19 protein-coding genes and 1 pseudogene are annotated in these 19,776 nt (G+C 68.6%); 13 read left to right on the forward strand and 7 right to left on the reverse strand.

Annotated elements, in window-relative coordinates:
• A partial coding sequence (locus tag ACFC79_RS33175; RefSeq protein ID WP_376248054.1) for a PQQ-binding-like beta-propeller repeat protein occupies positions 1-1,946 on the reverse strand: 1,946 nt, incomplete at its 3' end.
• Between the two features lie 474 nt (positions 1,947-2,420).
• Between ACFC79_RS33175 and ACFC79_RS33180 the strand changes: the two genes are divergently transcribed.
• Together ACFC79_RS33180 and ACFC79_RS33185 are read left to right on the forward strand one after the other, a co-directional pair.
• A complete protein-coding gene (locus ACFC79_RS33180; protein ID WP_376248057.1) occupies positions 2,421-3,131 on the forward strand; it encodes an IS6 family transposase in 711 nt (236 codons plus the stop codon).
• Positions 3,132-3,304: 173 nt separating this feature from the next.
• Positions 3,305-3,989: pseudogene (locus ACFC79_RS33185) on the forward strand (IS5 family transposase); the annotation flags it as partial.
• Positions 3,990-4,005: 16 nt separating this feature from the next.
• On the opposite strand, the gene ACFC79_RS33190 reads toward ACFC79_RS33185, so the two are convergent.
• The 5 genes from ACFC79_RS33190 to ACFC79_RS33210 all read right to left on the reverse strand — a co-directional run bounded on the left by ACFC79_RS33190 (position 4,006) and on the right by ACFC79_RS33210 (position 6,677).
• Positions 4,006-4,626: a tetratricopeptide repeat protein gene (locus tag ACFC79_RS33190; RefSeq protein WP_376248060.1), complete on the reverse strand. Its 621-nt coding sequence runs from the start codon at positions 4,624-4,626 to the stop codon at positions 4,006-4,008.
• 255 nt (positions 4,627-4,881) lie between these two features.
• Complete coding sequence (locus ACFC79_RS33195) at positions 4,882-5,292, reverse strand: TniQ family protein (protein ID WP_376248063.1); 411 nt, start codon at positions 5,290-5,292, stop codon at positions 4,882-4,884.
• A 13-nt stretch (positions 5,293-5,305) separates the two neighbouring features.
• On the reverse strand, positions 5,306-5,740 hold the full coding sequence (locus ACFC79_RS33200; protein ID WP_376248107.1) for a hypothetical protein: 435 nt from the start codon (positions 5,738-5,740) through the stop codon (positions 5,306-5,308).
• A gap of 44 nt (positions 5,741-5,784) precedes the next feature.
• Entirely contained in the window at positions 5,785-6,048 is a 264-nt protein-coding gene (locus ACFC79_RS33205; protein ID WP_376248065.1) for a hypothetical protein, read from the reverse strand.
• Positions 6,045-6,677, reverse strand: a complete 633-nt coding sequence (locus ACFC79_RS33210) for a hypothetical protein (protein ID WP_376248068.1) — start codon at positions 6,675-6,677, stop codon at positions 6,045-6,047. The genes ACFC79_RS33205 and ACFC79_RS33210 overlap by 4 nt, the downstream gene beginning before the upstream one ends.
• Positions 6,678-7,013: 336 nt before the next feature.
• Between ACFC79_RS33210 and ACFC79_RS33215 the strand changes: the two genes are divergently transcribed.
• From ACFC79_RS33215 to ACFC79_RS33265, 11 genes are all read left to right on the forward strand, one after another.
• Positions 7,014-7,799 (forward strand): DUF6202 family protein, encoded by a 786-nt coding sequence (locus ACFC79_RS33215; RefSeq protein WP_376248071.1) that lies wholly within the window; start codon positions 7,014-7,016, stop codon positions 7,797-7,799.
• A gap of 25 nt (positions 7,800-7,824) precedes the next feature.
• Positions 7,825-8,925 (forward strand): DUF6421 family protein, encoded by a 1,101-nt coding sequence (locus tag ACFC79_RS33220; protein WP_376248074.1) that lies wholly within the window; start codon positions 7,825-7,827, stop codon positions 8,923-8,925.
• A complete protein-coding gene (locus tag ACFC79_RS33225) occupies positions 8,922-9,761 on the forward strand; it encodes a PhzF family phenazine biosynthesis protein (protein ID WP_376248077.1) in 840 nt (279 codons plus the stop codon). Before ACFC79_RS33220 ends, ACFC79_RS33225 begins: the two co-directional genes overlap by 4 nt.
• A 1-nt stretch (position 9,762) precedes the next feature.
• A complete protein-coding gene (locus ACFC79_RS33230; protein WP_376248080.1) occupies positions 9,763-10,764 on the forward strand; it encodes a proline racemase family protein in 1,002 nt (333 codons plus the stop codon).
• 341 nt (positions 10,765-11,105) lie between these two features.
• Positions 11,106-11,579: a group II intron maturase-specific domain-containing protein gene (locus tag ACFC79_RS33235; RefSeq protein ID WP_376248083.1), complete on the forward strand. Its 474-nt coding sequence runs from the start codon at positions 11,106-11,108 to the stop codon at positions 11,577-11,579.
• A gap of 170 nt (positions 11,580-11,749) precedes the next feature.
• Positions 11,750-12,619: an aspartyl/asparaginyl beta-hydroxylase domain-containing protein gene (locus tag ACFC79_RS33240; RefSeq protein WP_376248086.1), complete on the forward strand. Its 870-nt coding sequence runs from the start codon at positions 11,750-11,752 to the stop codon at positions 12,617-12,619.
• Entirely contained in the window at positions 12,616-12,879 is a 264-nt protein-coding gene (locus ACFC79_RS33245; RefSeq protein WP_376248089.1) for a phosphopantetheine-binding protein, read from the forward strand. The genes ACFC79_RS33240 and ACFC79_RS33245 overlap by 4 nt, the downstream gene beginning before the upstream one ends.
• Before the next feature lie 5 nt (positions 12,880-12,884).
• Positions 12,885-14,687 (forward strand): hypothetical protein, encoded by a 1,803-nt coding sequence (locus tag ACFC79_RS33250; protein WP_376248092.1) that lies wholly within the window; start codon positions 12,885-12,887, stop codon positions 14,685-14,687.
• Positions 14,688-16,220 (forward strand): amino acid adenylation domain-containing protein, encoded by a 1,533-nt coding sequence (locus tag ACFC79_RS33255; RefSeq protein WP_376248095.1) that lies wholly within the window; start codon positions 14,688-14,690, stop codon positions 16,218-16,220.
• Entirely contained in the window at positions 16,213-17,538 is a 1,326-nt protein-coding gene (locus tag ACFC79_RS33260; protein ID WP_376248098.1) for an acetyl-CoA carboxylase biotin carboxylase subunit family protein, read from the forward strand. Before ACFC79_RS33255 ends, ACFC79_RS33260 begins: the two co-directional genes overlap by 8 nt.
• Positions 17,538-18,725, forward strand: a complete 1,188-nt coding sequence (locus ACFC79_RS33265; protein WP_376248109.1) for an MFS transporter — start codon at positions 17,538-17,540, stop codon at positions 18,723-18,725. The genes ACFC79_RS33260 and ACFC79_RS33265 overlap by 1 nt, the downstream gene beginning before the upstream one ends.
• A gap of 199 nt (positions 18,726-18,924) precedes the next feature.
• Here the strand turns inward: ACFC79_RS33265 and ACFC79_RS33270 are convergent, their stop codons facing one another.
• Positions 18,925-19,410, reverse strand: coding sequence for a transposase (locus ACFC79_RS33270; protein ID WP_376248101.1), 486 nt, complete (start codon positions 19,408-19,410; stop codon positions 18,925-18,927).
• Between the last annotated feature and the right edge of the window lie 366 nt (positions 19,411-19,776).

Genomic DNA, 19,776 nt, shown 5'->3' on the forward strand with positions numbered 1-19,776 from the left:
AGGGCGTAGAGGTGGTGGTCGTCGCTGCCGATGTACACGATTCCGTCGACCACTGCCGGTGACGATTGGACCTTGCCGTCGGTGGCGTAGGCCCATCTTTTGTTCCCTGTGGCCGCGTCCAGGGCGTAGAGGTGGTGGTCGTCGCTGCCGATGTACACGATTCCGTCGACCACTGCCGGTGACGATTGGACCTTGCCGTCGGTGGCGTAGGCCCATTTCTTGTTCCCTGTGGCCGCGTCCAAGGCATATACCGTGTTGTTGCAACCGACGTACACGACCTTGTTGGCCACCGTCGGTAACGACCCAACCAAGTCGCCGGTGGAGTGGGCCCATTTCTTGTTCCCTGTGGCCGTGTCCAGGGCGTACACCCTTTTGCTGCTGCCGATATACGCGACACCGTTGGCCACCGTCGGCGACGTGAAGCGCCAATCTTCAGGTGGGTTGTCCAGCTCGTCGTTTCTGATGAAGCCCCAGTTGCTTGCGCGGCGTGCCCATTTTTCGTTCCCGGTGGCCGCGTCGAGGGCGGTCACGGAGTGGTAGCCGGCGATGTACACCACCCCATCGACCACCGTCGGCAACTCAAGGCCGGAATCGCAGGAGACGACCCACCTCTTGTTCCCGGTGGCCGCGTCCAGGGCGGTCACGTCACCGTTGCCGCCGATGTACACGACCCCGCCGACTACCGTCGGTGCCGGCTCGAGCTTGTCGCCGGTGGGGTAGGCCCATTTCCTCTCCCCAGTAGCGGCGACCAGGGCATACACGCTTCCGTCGACGCTGCCGATGTACACAACCCCCTTGGCCACCGTCGGCGACGACGTGACCGCATTGCCGGCGGTGAATCGCCACCGGAGCCGCGGATCAGGGGCTTTTTGATCAGGGATGTTGTGATCAGGGCTGTTGTGGTCGAACAGAGCGAAGGCTGTGGCGGCGATGCCGACGCCAGCGGCGGCGCCGATGCCGAGCCGCAGCGCTGTGCGGCGGCTGATGCGCCTTGTCGGCGTTGACATGCCCGCGGCCTGTCCTGGTACGCGCACCGGCGTTCGGGCTGCACCGGGACCGGCACCTGGGAGCGGGCTGGTGGCGGTTCTCGTGTCCGCGCCGGACAAGTCGGATCCGGCACCAGGTGCTGGGGCTACAACCGAAAGTTCGCGGAGGCGGTCGCAGACCTCGGCCGCTGATGCAGGACGGTCGTTGGGGGCCTTGGCGAGAAGGGCCATGACAAGGTCGTCCAGGGCGGCGGGGACATCGGGGCGAACCCGGCCCGGTGGCTTCGGGACCGTGTTCAGGTGGGCGGCCATCATCGCGACTGGTCCGGTGGCCTGGAACGGGGTGCTTCCGGTGAGGAGTTCGTAGAGCACGCAGCCCAGGGAATACAGGTCAGAGCGGGCGTCTGCGGGGACATCACCGAACCGCTCAGGAGGCATGTAGGCAAGCGTGCCGATGACCTTGCTCGACTTGTGCGTGGACTCCATGTACCGGGCGATGCCGAAGTCGAGGACCTTGACCTGATTGTCCAGCGTGAGCATGAGGTTCGCCGGCTTGATGTCCCGGTGCACAACCCCGGCTCTGTGGGCGGCCTGCAGCGCCGTGGCAGTCTGCGCCGCCCAGTCCATCACCGTGGGCACCTGGAGCGGGCCGTCCTCGCGGAGCACCGTGTCCAGATTCCGCCCAATGACGAGTTCCATGACTAGATAGAGGGTGCCGTCGTCGGGGTCCTGCCCCAGGTCGAAGACCGTTACCACACCCGCGTGGTTTAGTGCGCCGGCGGTTCGAGCCTCGCGGAAGAACAGCTCCGCACCGGAGGCGTCCCGCCGGTCGTGCGGCAGCAGCTTGACCGCGACCCGGCGCTCGATCACACGATCGCGGCCCTCCCAGACCTCCCCCATACCGCCCCGGCCGACGAACCCGACCAACTCGTATCGGCCGCCCAGAACCCGCAATGCCACCCACATCCCCGTTCGGACGCCCATGAACGCGCACGCGTCACGCCAGACCCGTCCTCGCAGGACGAGACGTCGACGATCCCATACCCGCCACCTGCTCACCAGCAGTAAGACACAACTGAGGGGGAACGGGCGACACCAGCACGGGGCCGTATGGATTTCGCACTTGCGGCGACCCCCGGTTCTTACAACGCTGGCATCGCGGCGGCCGACCGTCCGGGCCTTCTCCCGCGCCGACGACAACGACCCAAACATCGACCTGTGGAACGCGGCCGGAGACCGAATCCCCGACGAAACCGGCGACCGGTAGGGTCCTGAGCGGGCCGCCCGGGGTCACGGAAGTTGACGGTGCGCTGTATCGACATGCCCGGCGGTGGGAGACATGCGACGCATGTCCGGGTTCGCGAGAGATCCGAAGGGCACTGTCACGTTGGCTGACGGGTGGGATGATCTTTCGGGGTGATCACGTGGAGGGGGTTGTCCGCGAGCAGTACGCCGCCGTCGTACAAGGGGCACCGGTACCCGGTCGAGGTGATCTCCCACTGCGTGTGGCTGTACTTCCGCTTCCCGTTGTCATTCCGTGAGGTGGAGGAGCTGATGCTGCAGCGCGGCATCATCGTCTCCTACGAGACGGTCCGCCGCTGGTGTCTGAAGTTCGGACAGGCCTGTGCCGACAGACTGCGCCGCCGTCGGCCACGGCCCGGGGACAAGTGGCACCTGGACGAGGTCTTCATCAAGGTCAACGGCGAGTTGAAGTATCTGTGGCGGGCCGTCGACCAGAATGGCAACGTCCTCGACATCCCCGTCCAGAATCGGCGGGACAAGACCGCGGCAGGACGCTTCTTCCGCCGCCTGACAAAGAAGACCCGTACGGTGCCGAGGGTGGTCGTCACCGACAAGCTCCGCTCCTACAGCGCGGCGCACCGCGAGGTCATGCCCTCGGCGGAACACCGCTCCCGCAAGGGCCTGAACAACCGGGCGGAGAACTCCCACCAGCCCACGCGGCAGCGTGAACGCGCGATGAAGGGATTCCGGCGGGGAGATCACCTTCACGGCGACGGCACGACCGCTCTGCGTCCGCCCCAGATACACCCGCCCGGTCCCGCCCTGCCCCAGCCGCGCCTGAAGCCGGTACGGTCCGGTTTCCTGCGGATCATCCGCCCCCAAGGGCTGCTGCCTCATGCCTGACGTCATATCTGATTCCCCGTTCAGTGCCGTGTGCTGAAGATGAGTTGAGGTGGGGGTACCGGTAAGTCGAGCTGACGCGCGGTGAGTTGAGTGCCACGGCTTACCGTAGCGGCGTAGGGTATGGGGCGGGCGCCTCTGATGATGCCGAGATGTCTGATGCCTTATGGGCCGACACCGTCCGGGCCCACCATGACGCCGCCGGGATGCACCTCGACCCAGACACGCTCGCCGACCTGGAGAAGGCTGCCGAGCAGGCGGAGAAGGCCCGGCAAAAAGGGGCAGCCCGAAGGAACAAGACGGGCAAGACACCACGGACGACCCGGAACGGGGCGAGCGGCGATGTGTCCGACGCAGACGCAAGATCCGCCTGAAGGCGGCCCTGCTCGGACGGTCCAGAGGCGGGCAGACCAGCAAGGTCCACATCGCCAGCGAGCGCAAGTGCCGCCCGCTGGCGATCGTCCTGGCCGAGGGGCAAGCCGCCGACAGCCCGCAGTTCATCCCCGTGCTGGCGAAAGTCCGGGTCCGCGGACCTGCCGGCCGCCCCCGCACCCGCCCCGACGCAGTCGCCGGCGACAATGCCTACTCTTCGCGCGACAACCGCGCCCACCTGCGCAAACGAAACATCAAGGCCGTCATCCCGGAGAAGCGGGACCAGGCCGCCAACCGGAAGAAGAAGGGCAGCGGGGCGGCCGGCCCGTTGCCCACGACACCGAGCTCTGCAAGGAACGGAACACCGTCGAGCGCCTGATCAACAAGCTGAAAGCCTGGCGAGGCATCGCCACTCGATACGACAAGACGCCCGAAAGCTACCTCGCCGGCCTCCGCCTCCGCGCCGCCATGACCTGGATCAAAGACCTCACCCAGCCCTTGATCACTACCAAATACGCGCCCTGGTGCGGCGCAGGAGGACGAGGTTTTCGGCGGCTTCCGCAACGCCTGCCGCAGCCGCCCGACCGTACCAGTGTTCCGCGCCGTCGAGGTCTCCCCGCTCGCGCAGAAGGTTTCCGAGGTTGAACATGGCATCCGAGTGCTGTGCCCCGGCTGCTTTGCGGTACCAGGTCTCCGCCGCCTCCAGGTCACCGCGCTCGTAGGCGAGGAGGCCCAGGGAGAACGCTCCGCCGGGGTGTCCGGCCTCGGCACTGGCTCGACTCCATCGCTCGTTCTCGGTCAGGTCGCCGCGTTCGGCCGCCAGGAAGGCGAGGTTGTACATGGCCGACGCGTCGCCTTCCTCGGCGGCGCGCAGCAGTTGTCCATGGCCGGCGTCGTCGCCTTGACCGATCAGGAACATGGCGTAGTCGTTGGCGGCTCCGGGTACTCCGGCCTCGACGGCGCGCCGGAAGTGGAGCGAGGCATTCTCTGTGTCACCGAGTACCTGGTGGAGATCGGCAAGGCGGTAGGCGGCCAGATCGTCGCCCGCCTCCAATGCCTTCGTCCACCATGACAGCGCCTGGGGCGCGTCTCGCTTGAGCAGGCCCAGGTCGCCAAGTTCGAGCATGGCCCGTGCCTCCCCCCGTGCCGCTGCTGCACGCAGCACCGGCTCAGGCCGGTCAGGTGTGGGCACGGGCGGCTCAGTGGTCACCTCTCCCGTGAGCTGATGCACCTGTCGCCGCTCCAACCACTGGCGGCCTGCCCACAGGGAGATGACTAGAAGCAGACCCAGGTAAATCGGCCATCCCTGCATGTCGCGGCCCTTCCCCTCAGTAGTGGCTCCCGTGAGGCCACGCGCCGTTGCCCTCATGCTTCCCTTGTCCTACGGATGGCATGTCCGGCGCAGTATTCCGCGTCGGTGCGGCCGGTGACACCGTTCGGGGGGCGTCACCAGGACGACGTCATCGGTGCCGCAGCCCGCCGAAACCGGACCGCCGAAACGGATCGGCGTATTGCCGCAGAGTTCCGGTCGGGGGACGGACCGGCCGGAACGGGGCCGCTGCCGTGGAACCCGCCCGCAGTGCGGGCAGTGGTCCGCCAGCAGGCGGCGGTGCTGGGTGCAGGCGAAGGAGAAACCGAGCCTCCAGGACAGTTGCCAGCGTCCACCGCTGGAGTGGAGGCAGTCGGGGCAGAACCGGGATCCCCGTCCGCGTCCCCATAGGACATGCCGTGTCACAGCCCGGCCTCCGGGACTCATCTGCAGGGCCCGTCCGTCGTAGTGCGCCAGGGCCATGGCTGTGACCGCCTCAGGGGCCGTGCCGGTGGCGTACGTCGCCCGGCCTCAAGGAGGTCGGCGCCGGACAGGACGAACTTGTCGCAGTTGTGACAGTCGAGGTTCCAGGGGCAGGCGCCGCCGTCGACGACGGGCTGGAAGGTGCAGAAGCCACCCTCGGCCGGGGTGCTGCGGCGGGACAGGTCGATCGCCGGAGCCGGGGCCTGCTGGCGGGGGAGCGGGGTGGTCTCCCCGGCCAGGAGCTCGCCGGGCTGGGCGGCGCCGGGGCCGGTGCCCCAGACGTGCTGGACTCCAGATCGGTGCTGGTCAGGTGGACGTAGTGCTCCGCCATCCGGTCACTGACCTGTCCGAGGTAGCGGCGGATGTACGTCAGGGTGGCGCCGTGGCGCAAGGGGCTGGTGGCCAGAGTATGGCGGGCCTGGTGGGGGACGTAGTGGCCGAGGTCCATGGCGTCCACCCAGGGCCGGAACCGGCTGTAGAACCACTGATGGGTCAGCGACACCGTCCCGTCGTGGCTTCGGCAGGTCGTGGCTTCGGCAGGTCGTGGGGAACAGGGCCAGTGCGGCGCGTTGGGTGCCGGTAGCCGTAGCGGGCGGTGAAGCGGTCCAGGGTCTTGCGCTGGCGTTCGGCGAGGATCTTGCAGAGGCGTTCGGATATGCGGATCGCGGCGTCGTAGTTGCCGACCTTGGTCTGGTCGTGCCAGAACATCGCCAGTCCGCCGTAGCGGCCGATGCAGTCCCACCGCACCTTGATCACTTCGCCGATGCGGCGGCCGGTGGTGACGGTGGTCTCCCAGATGTCGCGGGCACCGTTGTCGTTGACGTCGTAGGTGGCGGCGAGTTCGGCCAGGTTCGTCTCGTCGGCCAGGGCCCGGGCGACTTCGTCGGGGAAGGGCCGACGCGCGGTCCGGCCAGTGGTGGCGCCGGAACCCCTGCTTCGGCTTCGGCTTCGGCTTCGGCGGGAGTGTCGCAGGTCTCGGTGAGGTGGACCTTGTAGCCCATCCAGAACAGGTCTTCGCCCTTGGCCGCCCAGCGGGCATCGGGGGCGTAGGGGGAGGCCAGGCGGAGTTGGCCGGGCGGGACGCCCTCGTCGTCGGCCTCCCGCTTCTTGCTCACCTCCCGTCCCCGGCTGTCGGTGTGCAGGTAGTAGGTCTGCACGAGGATCTGCCGCAGGAGCCGGACTGGCTCGATCTCCCGGATCCGAGCGGGGGCGTCGGGGGCCCAGGCCGCCCGGCACAACGCCAGGGCATCCTGTCCGAAGACCTGCGCGAGCCGGTTGCGTTTCGTCTGCGAGGACGGCATGCGCCAGCCGTCCAGCCTCGGCCCGTAGCGGTGGGCGAACTCGGCCACATCGACGTGCCCGGCCAGCCAGGCCGGTGCCGCCACCGCGAGGGCCTCCAGGGGCCGCCCGCACACTCTCCCCGGCGAGTTCGAGACGGCTCAAGTCCCTCACCGCGCTGATCACATGGGTGGAATCGGTGCGCTGCCTGCCTCGGCGGCCACCAGGGCCCCGTCCTGATAAAGGCAGCCGCATCGAGGTCCTCGCGGGCGGCGGGGACACCGGTGCGGATCGGCAAGGGGTGACCGTCGGCTGCTTCGCCGAAGTCCGGTCGTGGCGAAGGGAATTGAGGCTGTCCGCAGCTTTCCCGAAAGCCGTTGACGGTCCGCCTGAGTGGTAAATAGTCTGTGACATGTGAAATTTTACAACTGAGGGGGCGTGTCGTGCCTATTGGCGAACAGCTTGACGAGCGGGTGACCGCGGTGGTGCGAGCGGCGGGGCTGGTAAGACCGGCGAACCGGTTCTTCGCGGCAGCGGGGGCTGTTGACGCGGTCGCGGTTGCGGACGCGCTGGCCGTGGCACGGCAGTGGGAGGTGATGACCAAGACCTTCATGTTCACGACGATCTCGGGGCTGGGTACGGCGGCGCGGCACTTCGCGTCCCAGGAGGCTCCGGGGCGGGAGGCGCTGGCGGCCTTCCAGACGGCCTACCGCGTAATCGGCGACGACCTCGACAACCTGGCCGACGGCTTCAGTGCGGTGGCGCCCCTTGGAGCGGCAGGGATCCACTACCTGTGGTGGGCGGACTCGATCGTCGGGCCGCTGGCGGAAGCGGCCGGCGAGGGAGTGACGCGGGAACTGCCGGCGGGCGTCGCCAAGCTGCTGCGGGCGATGGAGTCACTGGCCGATCATCGATTGGGTGCGGCGGTACAGTTACGGGTCGTGGAGGCCACGGCGTTAGACATCGCCGTCGCGTTCCGGCGCATGTACGGCAAGGTGCGGGTCGACGGGCAGAAGCTCTTCGCGGCGTCCGACGCCCTGGTGTGGATCGACGCGCACATCAAAGCCGAGACGATTCATGCCAAGTCGGTCAGCGACGAGGAGACGGGCATGACCGCCCTGGTCGAGAGCGAAGAGGACGCCGAAGAGTTGATGCTGCTCGCCACGGATTACGCGGCCCACTGGGCCGGTGCACTCGACGACTTCGCCGATCAGATATGCGTGGGCTGATCCAGAGGAAGGACGCACAGAGCCAGTGAACGACGTCATTGACGCGGTCAACGTACTGCGCGGCTCGGTTCGGCGCGACGAACGGCGGGACGAAGCGACCCTCAAGCGCCTGGCCCAGGGACTGCTCACATCGCCCGTGCTCCGGAAGGTGCCCGCCGTCCAGGTGTTCGCCGAGGACGCCCTGACGTTTGCCGAGGATCCCCGGCTGCTTCGGACCAAGGCACACATCAACACTCGGGTGGACAACCACATCTTCTCGCTGTTCGACGCGTCCTACTTCCCGACGCTGTCCCTGGACTTCCTGTCCTACCGGACGTCGCCCACCGACACGCATCTGGACGCCAGATACCCCAGCCCGACCATGCCGGTGACGATCGAGCGGATGTCGAAAGGCTTCGAGGCCCGGCCCGTCGTGGCGCTCTTCCCCGAGAACCACATCGACGGCCGCCAGGAGAACGGGGACCTGGTCTTCTATTTCATCGACAAGTTCATCGAACGGCATCTGCGCCTGACCCGGCTTCTGGTGCATAACGTCATGGCCGAGGGATCGTTCCCGCTGGTCGAAGCCTCAGGGCCGGAAGACATCGCGCAGGCGTCGTCCTGGTGGGTACGGTTGCACGAATACCACCACCGGCAGGGCGACATGCCGATTCCCGACTTCCTCCCGGTGAAGAAGCTGAAGCCACTGGCCGGACTGGAGGAACTGCGGGTCGACGTGTCCGCGATGCTCGCCTGCCTCCATGACTCCGCGCTGCCCGAGCGCGGCGCGCAACTCACGTATGAGTACGTCCTCTCCGAACGGCTGCTCCGCTATGCGGTCGAGGGGATACCCAGGCCCAACTACGACGCGGTCGCGTCCCAGTTGCTTTTCAACTACCTGATCGCCGCGGACGGCATCCGGCTGCACAACGGCCTGATCCACCTCCGCCCGGGTCTGCCGGCCGTGCTCGCCGAATTCCTGGGCGAGATCCAGGCGATCGAACGGCACATCCACAGCGAACCCGCGGAACAGGTCCAGGAGCGCCTGCTGCGATTCACCAACCAGTACACCGACTACGACGAGAAGGCGAAGGACTACCAGCACATCGCCTTCTTCGCCGAGGCCAAGCGGAAGTTGGGCGTGTGAGCCTGATCAGTATTCCGATCTTCCAGGTCGACGCCTTCACCGACCGTGTTCTGTGGGGGAACCCGGCGGCCGTCTGCCCGCTCGAAGCATGGCTTCCCGAGCCCGTCATGCAGGCCATCGCCCTGGAGAACAACCTTCCGGAAACGGCCTTCATCGTCAGGAACGGGGACGCCTACGACCTGCGCTGGTTCACCCCGGCCACCGAGGTGGACCTGTGCGGACACGCCACGTTGGGCGCGGCATACGTCGTACTGACGCATCTGGAGCCGGGCTGGGACGAGGTGACTTTCCACTCGGCCAGTGGACCGCTCGTGGTCGCCCGGCACGGGGACATGTTCGGCCTGACGTTCCCCGCCCTCGAATTCTCTCCGGTGGAACCGCCGGTGGACCTGCTGCGGGGGCTGGGCGCGGTTGCGCCCTCAGCCGTCTACCGGTCCATGGACTATGTCGCGGTCTACGACAGTGAGGCACACGTCCGCTCGGTGGTGCCGGACCTCGTCGCACTCGGCGCGCTGGACCTGCGTGGCGTGGTCATCACCGCGCCGGGTGCCGAAGCGGACTTCTGCTCGCGGTTCTTCGGGCCGAAGCTGTCCATCCCGGAAGACCCGATCACCGGGTCGGCGCACTGCGCGCTCGTCCCGTACTGGGCACAGCGGCTGGGGAAGTCCCGGATGCGCGCCCACCAGTTCTCGCCGCGGCTGGGCCGGACCCTCACGATCAGCCTCGACTGCGGCCTCGACGGCGACCGGGTCGCCCTGTCCGGCGCTGCCAGACCGTACATGACCGGGACGATCCACCTGTCCGACGACGACCTTGACCAGAGCCGAGAGGGATGACGTGCGCACCAATCGAATCTTCCATGCGGTGGACTCCCACACCGAAGGCATGCCCACCCGTGTGATCACTGGAGGGATCGGGGTGATCCCCGGAGCGACGATGGCGGAACGCCGGATCCACTTCCGCGAGAACCTCGACCACATCAGGACCCTGCTGGTGACCGAGCCCAGGGGCCACGCGTCGATGAGCGGAGCAATTCTCCAGCCGCCGACCCGGCCCGACGCGGACTGGGGTGTGCTGTTCATCGAGGTGTCCGGCTATCTTCCGATGTGCGGGCACGGCACGATTGGAGTCGCGACCGTTCTGGTGGAGACGGGCATGGTCACCGTGACCGAGCCGGTCACGACGGTGCGCCTGGAGACCCCGGCCGGTCTGGTCGTCGTCGATGTGGCGGTATCGGACGGGGTCGCACGGCACGTCACTTTCCGGAACGTGCCGGCGTTCTCCGAGAGGCTGGACGCCGAGCTCGAGGTCCCGGGGTTCGGCTCCGTCCGCTACGACCTGGCCTACGGCGGCAACTTCTACGCGATTGTGCAACTCGACGACTACGGGCTGCCGTTCGACCGGAAGGCCAAGGAACGGATCACGGCCGCGGGGCTAGCCACCATGCAGGCCATCAATGCCGCCGATGAGCCGGTGCACCCCGAGGATTCCCGGATCCGGGGCGTTCGGCACGTGTACTTCGCCGCGCCGGGGTCCGACGCCGCGCACTCACGCCACGCCATGTCCATCTACCCCGGATGGTTCGACCGCTCACCGTGCGGCACCGGCACCAGCGCGAGGATGGCGCAGCTGCACGCCCGCGGCGAGCTGGAAATCGGTGCGGATTTCGTCAACGAGTCCTTCATCGGCTCGAAGTTCACCGGCCGCCTCGTCGAGGAGACGACCGTCGCGGGCCGCAGCGCCGTCGTGCCGACGGTCACCGGACGGGCCTGGATCACCGGCACCGCACAGTACTTCCTGTCTCCCGACGACCCCTTCCCCGCGGGTTTCGAGCTCTGATCCCCCCGTTATCTTCTTCGCGGTCCTGCAAGAGGGCCGCTGGCCTCTCCGGGCCCGGCATGACTGTGTCCCCCCTGTCGAGCGATGACCTGGGGGGTGGTGTCACCGGGCCCGGGAGGCGCCGTTGGAGACGCTGATGAGAGGTCCGACTACCGCTTGGCCGGGTGCAATGCCCGGCCGCTTGCGGGCGGCAGGTCTGCATAACGTGGATGCGCGCGCACGGCGCCAACGCCTTGGCCAGCACCGCACGAACCCCGCTCGGGAGGACGGGTTGTACGACATCGGTGACGTGGGCGTTTTCCTCGGCCTGGACGTCGGTCTCCGAGGCAAAGACTCAGGTGGTGCACATATCGGAGGGGTTCGACTTCTTGGGGTTCCGCATCCAGTGGCGCCGCAAGCGGGGAACGGACAAGTGGCACGTCTACACCTTCATCGCTGACCGGCCCATCCGGCAGCTGAAGGACAAGATCCGTGCTCTGACGAACAGAACGTCGCAGCAGAACCCCAGGGACGTGCTGATCAGGCTCAACCAGATCACGCGCGGCTGGGCCAACTACTTCAAGCACGCGGTCTGCAAAGCCACCCTGAGCTCCCTGGCCAACTTCACTTGGCGCCGGGTGATCAGCTGGTGGATGGCACTGCATCGCTGGAAGTGGAAGGACGTCCGCCGACGCCTCACCGACCACAACGGACGGTGGCAAAGGCCCTCGGCGGACGGGATCGAACTGTTCGACCTCCAGGCGGTGGCGGTCACCCGCTACCGCTACAGAGGCAACACGATCCCCACCCCCTGGACACGCCTCAACCACGCCTGAACGGCAGAGTCCGTGGAGAGTCCGGTACTCGGAGACGGGTACGCCGGGTTCGGCGAGCGGCACGGAGAAACGGACCGGTGGCAACACCGGCACCGCGCTCCGTGCCGACTCAACAGGCACCCCCCGCACAGCATTCGTACGACATTCGCCAGGAAGGACACGTCCCACCCATGGCCTCTGTGATACTTGGCCGCATTCCGTTCGACGACGAGCGCCTCGCCAAGGACATCGCCCGGCTCTCGACCATGTCGGTTCCGCAGGAGCCGTACCAGGTCTTCACCACGGGCACCTGGCTGAACCTCAACCTGTGGAACGCCTCCGGGGACCAGCACGACGGTTTCTGGTACGGGCACGAGCAGCGCCCCGGGCAGGCCACCGCGCTCCTCGACGAGGTGCCATATCTGCGCGAGGTGCTGACCAGCCGGTTCAATCCGGAGCGCATGACGATGGTGCGCGGGCGCAACGTCGCCGAGTTCTCGATCATTCCGCACCGGGACTTCATCGAGGCCGGTGACGTGCAGGAGTTCTTCCGGGTGATTCTTTTCCTGGAGGACAACGAGCACGCGGTCAACTCCGACGAAGACATGGTCTTCCACATGCGCAAGGGCGAGGTGTGGTTCCTGGACGCCGCCCAGATCCATGCGGGCATGAACATGTCCTCGCGCAGCCGTTGGTCGCTCTGTCTTGATTTCGCGGCGGGGCCCGGCTTCAAGCCGTCCGACATCTTTGCCCGGCCCGAGTCGTACGAGCCCGGTCTGCGGCCCACACCGGTGGAGCGCAAGCCGTACTCCCCGGAGTTGCCGGAGCGGCTGCGCGCCCTGAGCACCGTGGTCTCCCGGCACAACATCAAGGACATCGCCTTCCTGCTGGGCCGGATCCACTTCACCGAGGAAGTGCCGATCGGGGCTTCCTGGGACTGGCTCATCGACATCACCCGGGAGTCCGGCGATCCGGAGCTGCTCGACATCGCCGAGCGCGCCAAGAAGTTCTTCGTCCTCTCCCGTGAAGTCGGCGAGGACTTCACCTTCCTGCCGGGGTGAGCGTCATCGAGAAGGACCAGTTCTCGCGTCCGGAGTTGGTCGGGCACATCACGGGGGTCTGGGAGGACGTTCTGGGGGTTGAGCGGGTCGAGCCCGATCAGGACTTCTTCGAACTCGGCGGCCATTCGCTGGGGGCGGTGCGCGCCGCGTCGAGGATCGGGGACGAGGTCGGGTGCGACCTGTCCCTCCGGGCGATCTTCGAGCACCGCACAGTCGACGCCCTTGCCACCGCAATCACGAAGATCGGGGCGGCGGGGTGACGGGCGTGCGCAGCGTGTTCCGTACGGTGGTCGGCGCCGCGGACTTCGAGGCCTCGGTCACCGAGTTCCAGGCGGCTTGGGTGCGGGGCGAGCGCGAGACCGCCGTGCCGGTGTGGATCGGCGAGCGCATCGACCTCAAGGCTTCGCTCGGCCTCGCGGAGGGGCTCTACGCCGCTCTGCGGGAGCCGCCCGTGTGTGCGGCGGGCGTGGTCCTGGGGGACGTACCGGAGGCGGTCCGGGCGTTCGCCCGCCCGCTGGCCGGGCAGTGGACGGACGGGGAACCGCCCCTGGGCGATGGCTCGTTGATCGTCCTCGGCCGCTACGAGGACCTGCGCATGGAGGTCATCGGGCCGGTCCTGGTGGACGCCTACCGGCGGGGCAGGGACGTCTTCCTGCTGACGGGCCGAGACCTCCACTCGATCACCTGGATGATCGCCAAGCAGTACGGGGACGTGGCCGGCGAGGGCGGGACGGGTCTTTTCACCGATCTCGACATCCAGCCGGTGGCCACTTCGGCGACGTACTACGACTCGCGGTCGCTGGGCGGCGTGAAGCTCGGCCGCATCGCGGAGGAGCGGGTCTGGCAGCGCGTGATGGTCAGCGGTCACGGCACCGAGGACAGCATCAACCTCGGCGCCCACACCGTGTGCGGGCTCAGCCCGGTCGCCGGCCCCGAACGGCCCGGCCCCACCTGCTCGTACGGGCGGGGCTGCTACAAGCCCGAGGACAAGCTGATCCCCGCGCACCGGGTCCGCACCGCGGAGCTCGTACTCAGCGGCTGTGACAGCGGCGCCCTGGCGGATCTCGCCTCCTACGCCCCCCGCTACCAACTGCTCCTGAACGGCGTCGACGGCCCAGCCCAGGCGGTGGTCGCCGGGCTGTCCATGCACCAGTCGGCCCGTGTCGAGAACCTCGTCTGGCTGGACTCGGTGGGGAGTGGGGGGAGTACTGCCCGGGTGCTGAACGCGAGCCTGGAGAGCATGCATCCCTACCCCTCGTTCATCCAGGTGGGGTTGGGGAGTTCGGCCTATCGCGATGCCGGACAGCCGGCGCCGGGCGGGGACACATCGGCGGGGCTCGTGCGTGATCTCGGCTCGCGGGCCCGTGGCTTTCTCATGACCGGCATGCTGCCCGCCGCGCACCCCTTGCGGGCACCGTTCGAGCGGCTGGCGGAACGGATCGAGACGACGGCCGTCCGGCCGGTCATGGGGCTGGGGGAGGAGCGGGCGAAGTTCCTCAACTCGCTGACGGAAGATGCTCGTTCGCTGGATCGGGCGATGGCCGTACGGATAGCCGAGCGCCCCGACGACGGGCTCGCGGAGTTCCCCCGCTTCTTCGGCGACCGGAGCACGGTCTCGCCGTCGGACGCGACGACTACGCCGTGCGTGCTGTGCGGGCGGACCGCCTGGGAGTATCCGCGCCGGGGGTTCACCGCCCGGGTCCCCCTCACGACCGCGCACGTGTGTCTGAGCTGCGGTCCGGTCGGCTACGCGATGGAGGGCGGGGCACGGCTCGGTGCGCACACGGATGCGACGGTGTGCGCCGGAGCGGCGCTCCGGATCGAGGTCACGGTCGCGTCGTCGCGGCCGGGGCCCGCGCAGGTGGGCGTGTTCGTCCCCTGGGGGCTTGCCGCCACCGTGTCCCCGCCGGTGCACCGGGTCGAGCCCGGCCGGAGCGTCGTCTTCGAGGTGTGGCTCGATGAGACGGCCGCACCCCAGGAACACCACTTCACCGTCTTCGGCGTCCAGGACCTCGCGCTGTCCCTGCTGCGTTGTCCATTCGCCGTCCTGCCGCCCAAGGGGGCCTGAGTGGACAGCACCCTGCATGCAGCGGTGGCCCGTCGGGCACGGGAGAGGCCGGATCATCCGGCGCTGGTCGAGGGCGGCGTGGCCATCAGCTACCGCACCCTCGACCGGGCGGCCGACCACTTCGCCTCGGGCCTCTCCGGCCACGGCATCGGCCCCGGGAGCCTGGTCCCCGTCGTCCTCCCCCGGTCGGCGCGCCTGGCCGTCGCCCAGCTCGCGCTGCTGAAGTGCGGGGCGGCGTACTCCGTACTCGATCCGGACTGGCCCGCCCAGCGGCTGGAATCGCTGGTCGGGCGGCTGCGGGCGCCGCTGGCCGTCGCGGATTCGTCGGCGTACGGATTCCCCGTCTGGACCCCGCCCGATGAGTCGCTGCGGGAGTCCGCCGACCGGGCGGCCGCGCCCGTGGAGCGGGGCGCCGACGGCGCCTCGCCCGCGATGGTCATCTTCACCTCGGGAACCACCGGTGTGCCCAAGGCGGTGGTCCTGCCGCACCGGGCGGCGCTGCGGCTGTTCCGCGGGGAGGGGCCGGTGTCCTTCGGCGCCGACCACGTCATGCCGCAGGTGTCGAACGCGGCCTGGGACATGTACGCCCTGGAGGTGTGGGGAACCCTGGTGGCGGGCGGGACCTGCCTCCTCCAGGGCGACCGGATGTTCCTTCCGGAGTCCCTGCGCAGGGCCGTCGGCGAGGACGGCGCGAACGCGGTGCATCTGCCAACTGCCCTGTTCAACCTGTTCGTCGATGTGGATCCCGGCTGCTTCGCCGGCCTGCGGACGGTCTTCGTCAGCGGCGAGGCGATGTCCCGGGCCCACGCGGCCAGGTTCGTCCTGGCCCATCCGGAGACCCCACTGGTGAACTGCTACGGACCCGTCGAGTGCTGCATTTTCGTCTCCGCCCACCGGGTCCGCCCGCAGGACTGCGACGAGCCCGAGGGCGTTCCGCTCGGAACGGCCGCGCCGGGAACACGGATCCACGTGATGGCCGACGACAAGGTGTGCCTCCCCGGCCAGGAGGGCGAGATCTGCGTGGCGGGCGAGGCGCTGGCCGCAGGCTACCTGGGGCAGGACGAACTGACCGCGGAGAGGTTCCGTACCGTCACGATCGACGGCGTTCCCTCCCGGGTGTACGGGACCGGGGACCAGGGGCGCGTGGACGGCGAAGGCCTGCTGCGCTACCTCGGCCGCAAGGACCGGCAGTTGAAGGTCCGGGGGTACCGCGTCGAACCCGCCGAGGTGGAGCACGCGGGCCGCTCGGTGCCGGGCGTCCTCAACTGCGCCGCGGTCCCGGTCCGCGAGGCGGACGGCGGCTGCCAGTCGATGGTGCTGGCCTACACGATGCGGCCGGGCAGTGCGGCCGCGGTCGCGTCTGCGGATCCGCTCGCCGTGCGCCCGGCGCTGGCCGCGGCGCTCCCCGAGTACCTGGTGCCCGCCCGCGCGGTGGTGGTCGACGCCCTGCCGCTGACTCCGAACGGAAAGTTGGACCGTGCCGCCCTGGAGGACTGGGGACGCACGCACGACAGGAGGAACAACCATGGCTGAGATCCGACCGCGCCTGCTGATCGTGGGTCTGGACCGGTACACCCTGGATGCGTGCGTCCGGCTGGGCGTGGACGCCGTAGTCGTCTGTGGCGCGAGCAGTTGGGACGACGGGCTCATGAGCGTCCCGCCCGAGCTCACCGTTCTCAGGGTCGACGACCAGTCCAGTGTCGAGGCCGTGCTGATGGGGCTGCGCCGGGCCGGTCTCGGCGCCGGTGACTTCGACGCCGTACACACCTCTGACGAGTACTCCATGGTGACGGCGGGCATGGTGGCCCGTCAGCTGGGTGTGCCGGGGCTCGATCCGGAGACGGCGGTACGTTTCCGGGACAAGTCCCTTCAGAAGGCCGCGGTGCACGGGGCCGGGCTGCCCGCCGCACGGTGCGTGGTGATCGACGACGTCTTCTCGGTCTCCGGCCTTCCGGAACTGCCCTTCGCGCCCGCCGTGCTGAAGCCGGTGGCCGGTGCCGCTACGGCCCTCACCACGTCGGTCAAGAGCATCGAGGAGCTCTGGGCGCGGAGCGAGGAGCACCGCAGGAACAGGACAGGACAGCGCACCTTCGTCCTGGAGGAGCACGTCGTAGGTGATGAGTGGTTCGTCGACGGCATTGTCTTCGAGGGCGAGTTGCTCTTCCTCGCCGTGGGCGCCTACGGGGATCCCTGCCTCACCGCCATCGAGAACGGGCGGCCCCTGTGGCTGCGGCACTTCGACCCGAGCGAGGAGAGCCCGGTCTACGAGAAGGCGCGGGGCCTGGTGGGGCCCGCGCTCGAGGCGCTCGGCCTGCGGGACGGGTCGTTCCACATGGAGCTCTTCCACGACGGTCCTTCGGGCACGCTGACGTTCGGCGAGTGCGCCGCCCGTCGCGGGGGCGCGCTGGTCCATGAGCAGGTCCAGGCGAAGTTCGGGGTGAACATCGCCGAGTGCGCCGTCCAGATCGCGCTCGGGCGCCGCCCCGAGATCGATGCCAAGGTCAGCCCGGACGTCTTCGGGGGTTGCTACCTGCCGGGGCGTGCGGGGACGCTGCTCGGCTGCCCGACGCCGGAAGAGCTGGTGGCACTGGAGCAGGTACGGTTCGCCCGGATCGAGCACCCCGTCGGCACGCACTTCGCGGCCGGTGCAGTCCACACCAGCCAGCGGGTCGGACAGGTCATGGTCGTGGCGGAGTCGGTCGAGCAGCTCACCGGGCGCTTCGAGGAGGTCAGGCGGTGGTTCGACGAGCGCCTGTGGGTGCTCCCCGACGGCCTGACCACCAGGGAAAGGCGGGACTTCCAGCGGGACTGGCGGCCCGACGCCGATTTCGGAGACACCTTGTGGCGGTGATGACTGCCCTGCTGCCGGTCGGCAGGGGCCAGCGCGTGGTCGCCTTGACGTCCTTCGTGCACAGCTTCGGTACGGGGCTGTCCGTCGCGGCAGGTGCGCTCTTCTTCACGCGGATCGTCGGTCTGCCCGCCTCCCAGGTCGCCGCCGGTCTGTTCGCCGGGGCCGTGGCGGGTCTCGGCGCAGGGGTGTACATCGGCCGCTCGGCGGACCGCTGGGGGGCGAGGCGGGTCCAGATGGCGGTCGCGGCCTGCGGGACCGTGGTGAACACCGGGCTGCTGCTGGTGCACACCTTCTGGGCCTACTTCCTGGTCTCCCTGCTGTCCGGCGCGGTGATCGCGGCGAGCTGGGCGACCCTGGCCCCGCTCGTCCGCGGCTTCGGCGGGCCCACGCCCGCCGTCTTCCGCGGCTATCTGCGGTCGGTGGGCAACCTCGCGATCGCACTCGGCGCCGTGGCAGCGGGCTTCGCCATCCAACTGGACACCAGGGAGGCCTTCCTCACCGTCATGATCGGCCGGTCCCTGACGTACCTGGTCTCCGGTCTGATCCTCTTCTGGCTGCCGCCCTTCACCGTCGACGACGGCGGCAGCCCGAGCCGCGGCTGGGCCGCCCTGCGCGATCGCACCTACCTGACCGCGACGGCGATCAACGCGGTGATGTCCCTGCACTTCACCGTGCCCACCTTCCTGCTCCCGCTGTGGATCGCGGACCATACCTCGGCCCCCCGGTGGACGATCTCCGCGATGCTCGTCCTCAACACGATCCTGGTGGTCGTCTTCCAGGTCCGTTTCAGCCGGAGCATCGGCGACGTACGGTCCGCGGGACACGCGATGCGCTGGGCGGGCATGGCGCTCGCCGCGGGCCTCGTCCTGATGGCGCTGGCCGAGAAGCCCCCGAGCGGGCCGGCCATCCTCCTCCTCGCGGCAGGAACGACCGCCTACACCCTCGGCGAGATCTGGCACACCGCCGCCTCGGCCGAGTACTCCTTCGGCCTTGCCCCCGCCGACGCGCAAGGCCAGTACGCCGGAGTCTTCGGCCTGGGCCACGGACTGGCAGAGGGAGCGTCACCAGCAGTCATGAGCGCGCTCCCGCTGGCCCTGGGCCTCCCCGGCTGGCTGCTCCTCGCCGCCCTCCTCCTTGCCACAGGCCTGACCTGCCGGCCCTTCATGACGCGCAACTTGATCGTCTAGCCTCAATACCGGTGACTTGGTGCTTTGGTGTGCATTTGACTCTTTTGGGTTTGGTGGCGCCAACAAGAGTGATGGCCGCGGTGGGTGGACGGTCTGCAGCCCGGTGGGCGGCACGTTTGAGGGGCCAGCTGGCGACTTTGCGTTTGATGACGCGGGTTTGGACCGGCGGCGTCGCGGTGGCAGGGGGTGTTCGAGGAGTTCAGCGTGGGTGGTTTTGATGGCGCGGGTGAGTCTGCCGGGGGGAAAATGCCGCCTGGTCGGTGACCTGGCGGCGCACGACGCGCAGTGAGCGGGTGAAGGAGATCCGGTCGGGGTCCTGGTCGGCTTGTCGTGCGGCCTGGTGCATCAGGTGCCGGATGGCGTGGTGGACGAGCAGGAAGCCGTAGAGTTCCTGCTCGGCTCCGTCGGGGTGCTGTGAACGCAGTACCAGGTGTGGCCCGCCGAGGTGAGTCTTGATTTCGTCGAGGGTGGACTCGAACTCCCATCGCTGGGCGTAGAGTTCGGCCAGTTCCGTGGCCGGGGCCCTGCCCGGGTCGAGGATCGTGGTGATGAGCCGGTAGGCGCCCTCGTGTCCGGCGATGGTGTACTCCACCGCGCGTACCGGCACCCCGCGACGGATGTGGTGGATGTCGCTGCGGTCGAAGATCTCGGTGAGGTAGGAGCCGTCCGACAGTTGCTCGACCACGGGCAGTACGAAGAGCCTGCCAAGGCCGGCTGACCTCTGCCGCTACGTCTCGATGGTCCGCCGCCCTCACGAGCGGCGGACCATCCCCGCTCAGCCCGCCAAAGTGCCCTGGTGAAAGCACATGCACCAGTCCGTTTCCGTCATACGCCACAAGGAGCTTCGCCATATTCGGCCCCGGACTCCTATCTCTGACCCACGGTGCAAAGCAGGCCGCCGGGCCCGCTGATGGTCGCGGCGAAGCGAGCCCGGCGGGACTCCGAGCGGGATAGAGGCCGGAATGTGCTGCGGCAGCCCGCTGGGCGCCGTGGTGGGTGTTACTTGAGGTGTCCGAGGGCCTTGGCGCGGCCCTGTGCCCAGCCGGCGAGG

The sequence above is a fragment of the Streptomyces sp. NPDC056061 genome, assembly GCF_042266885.1.
In the GTDB taxonomy this organism is placed as follows: domain Bacteria; phylum Actinomycetota; class Actinomycetes; order Streptomycetales; family Streptomycetaceae; genus Streptomyces.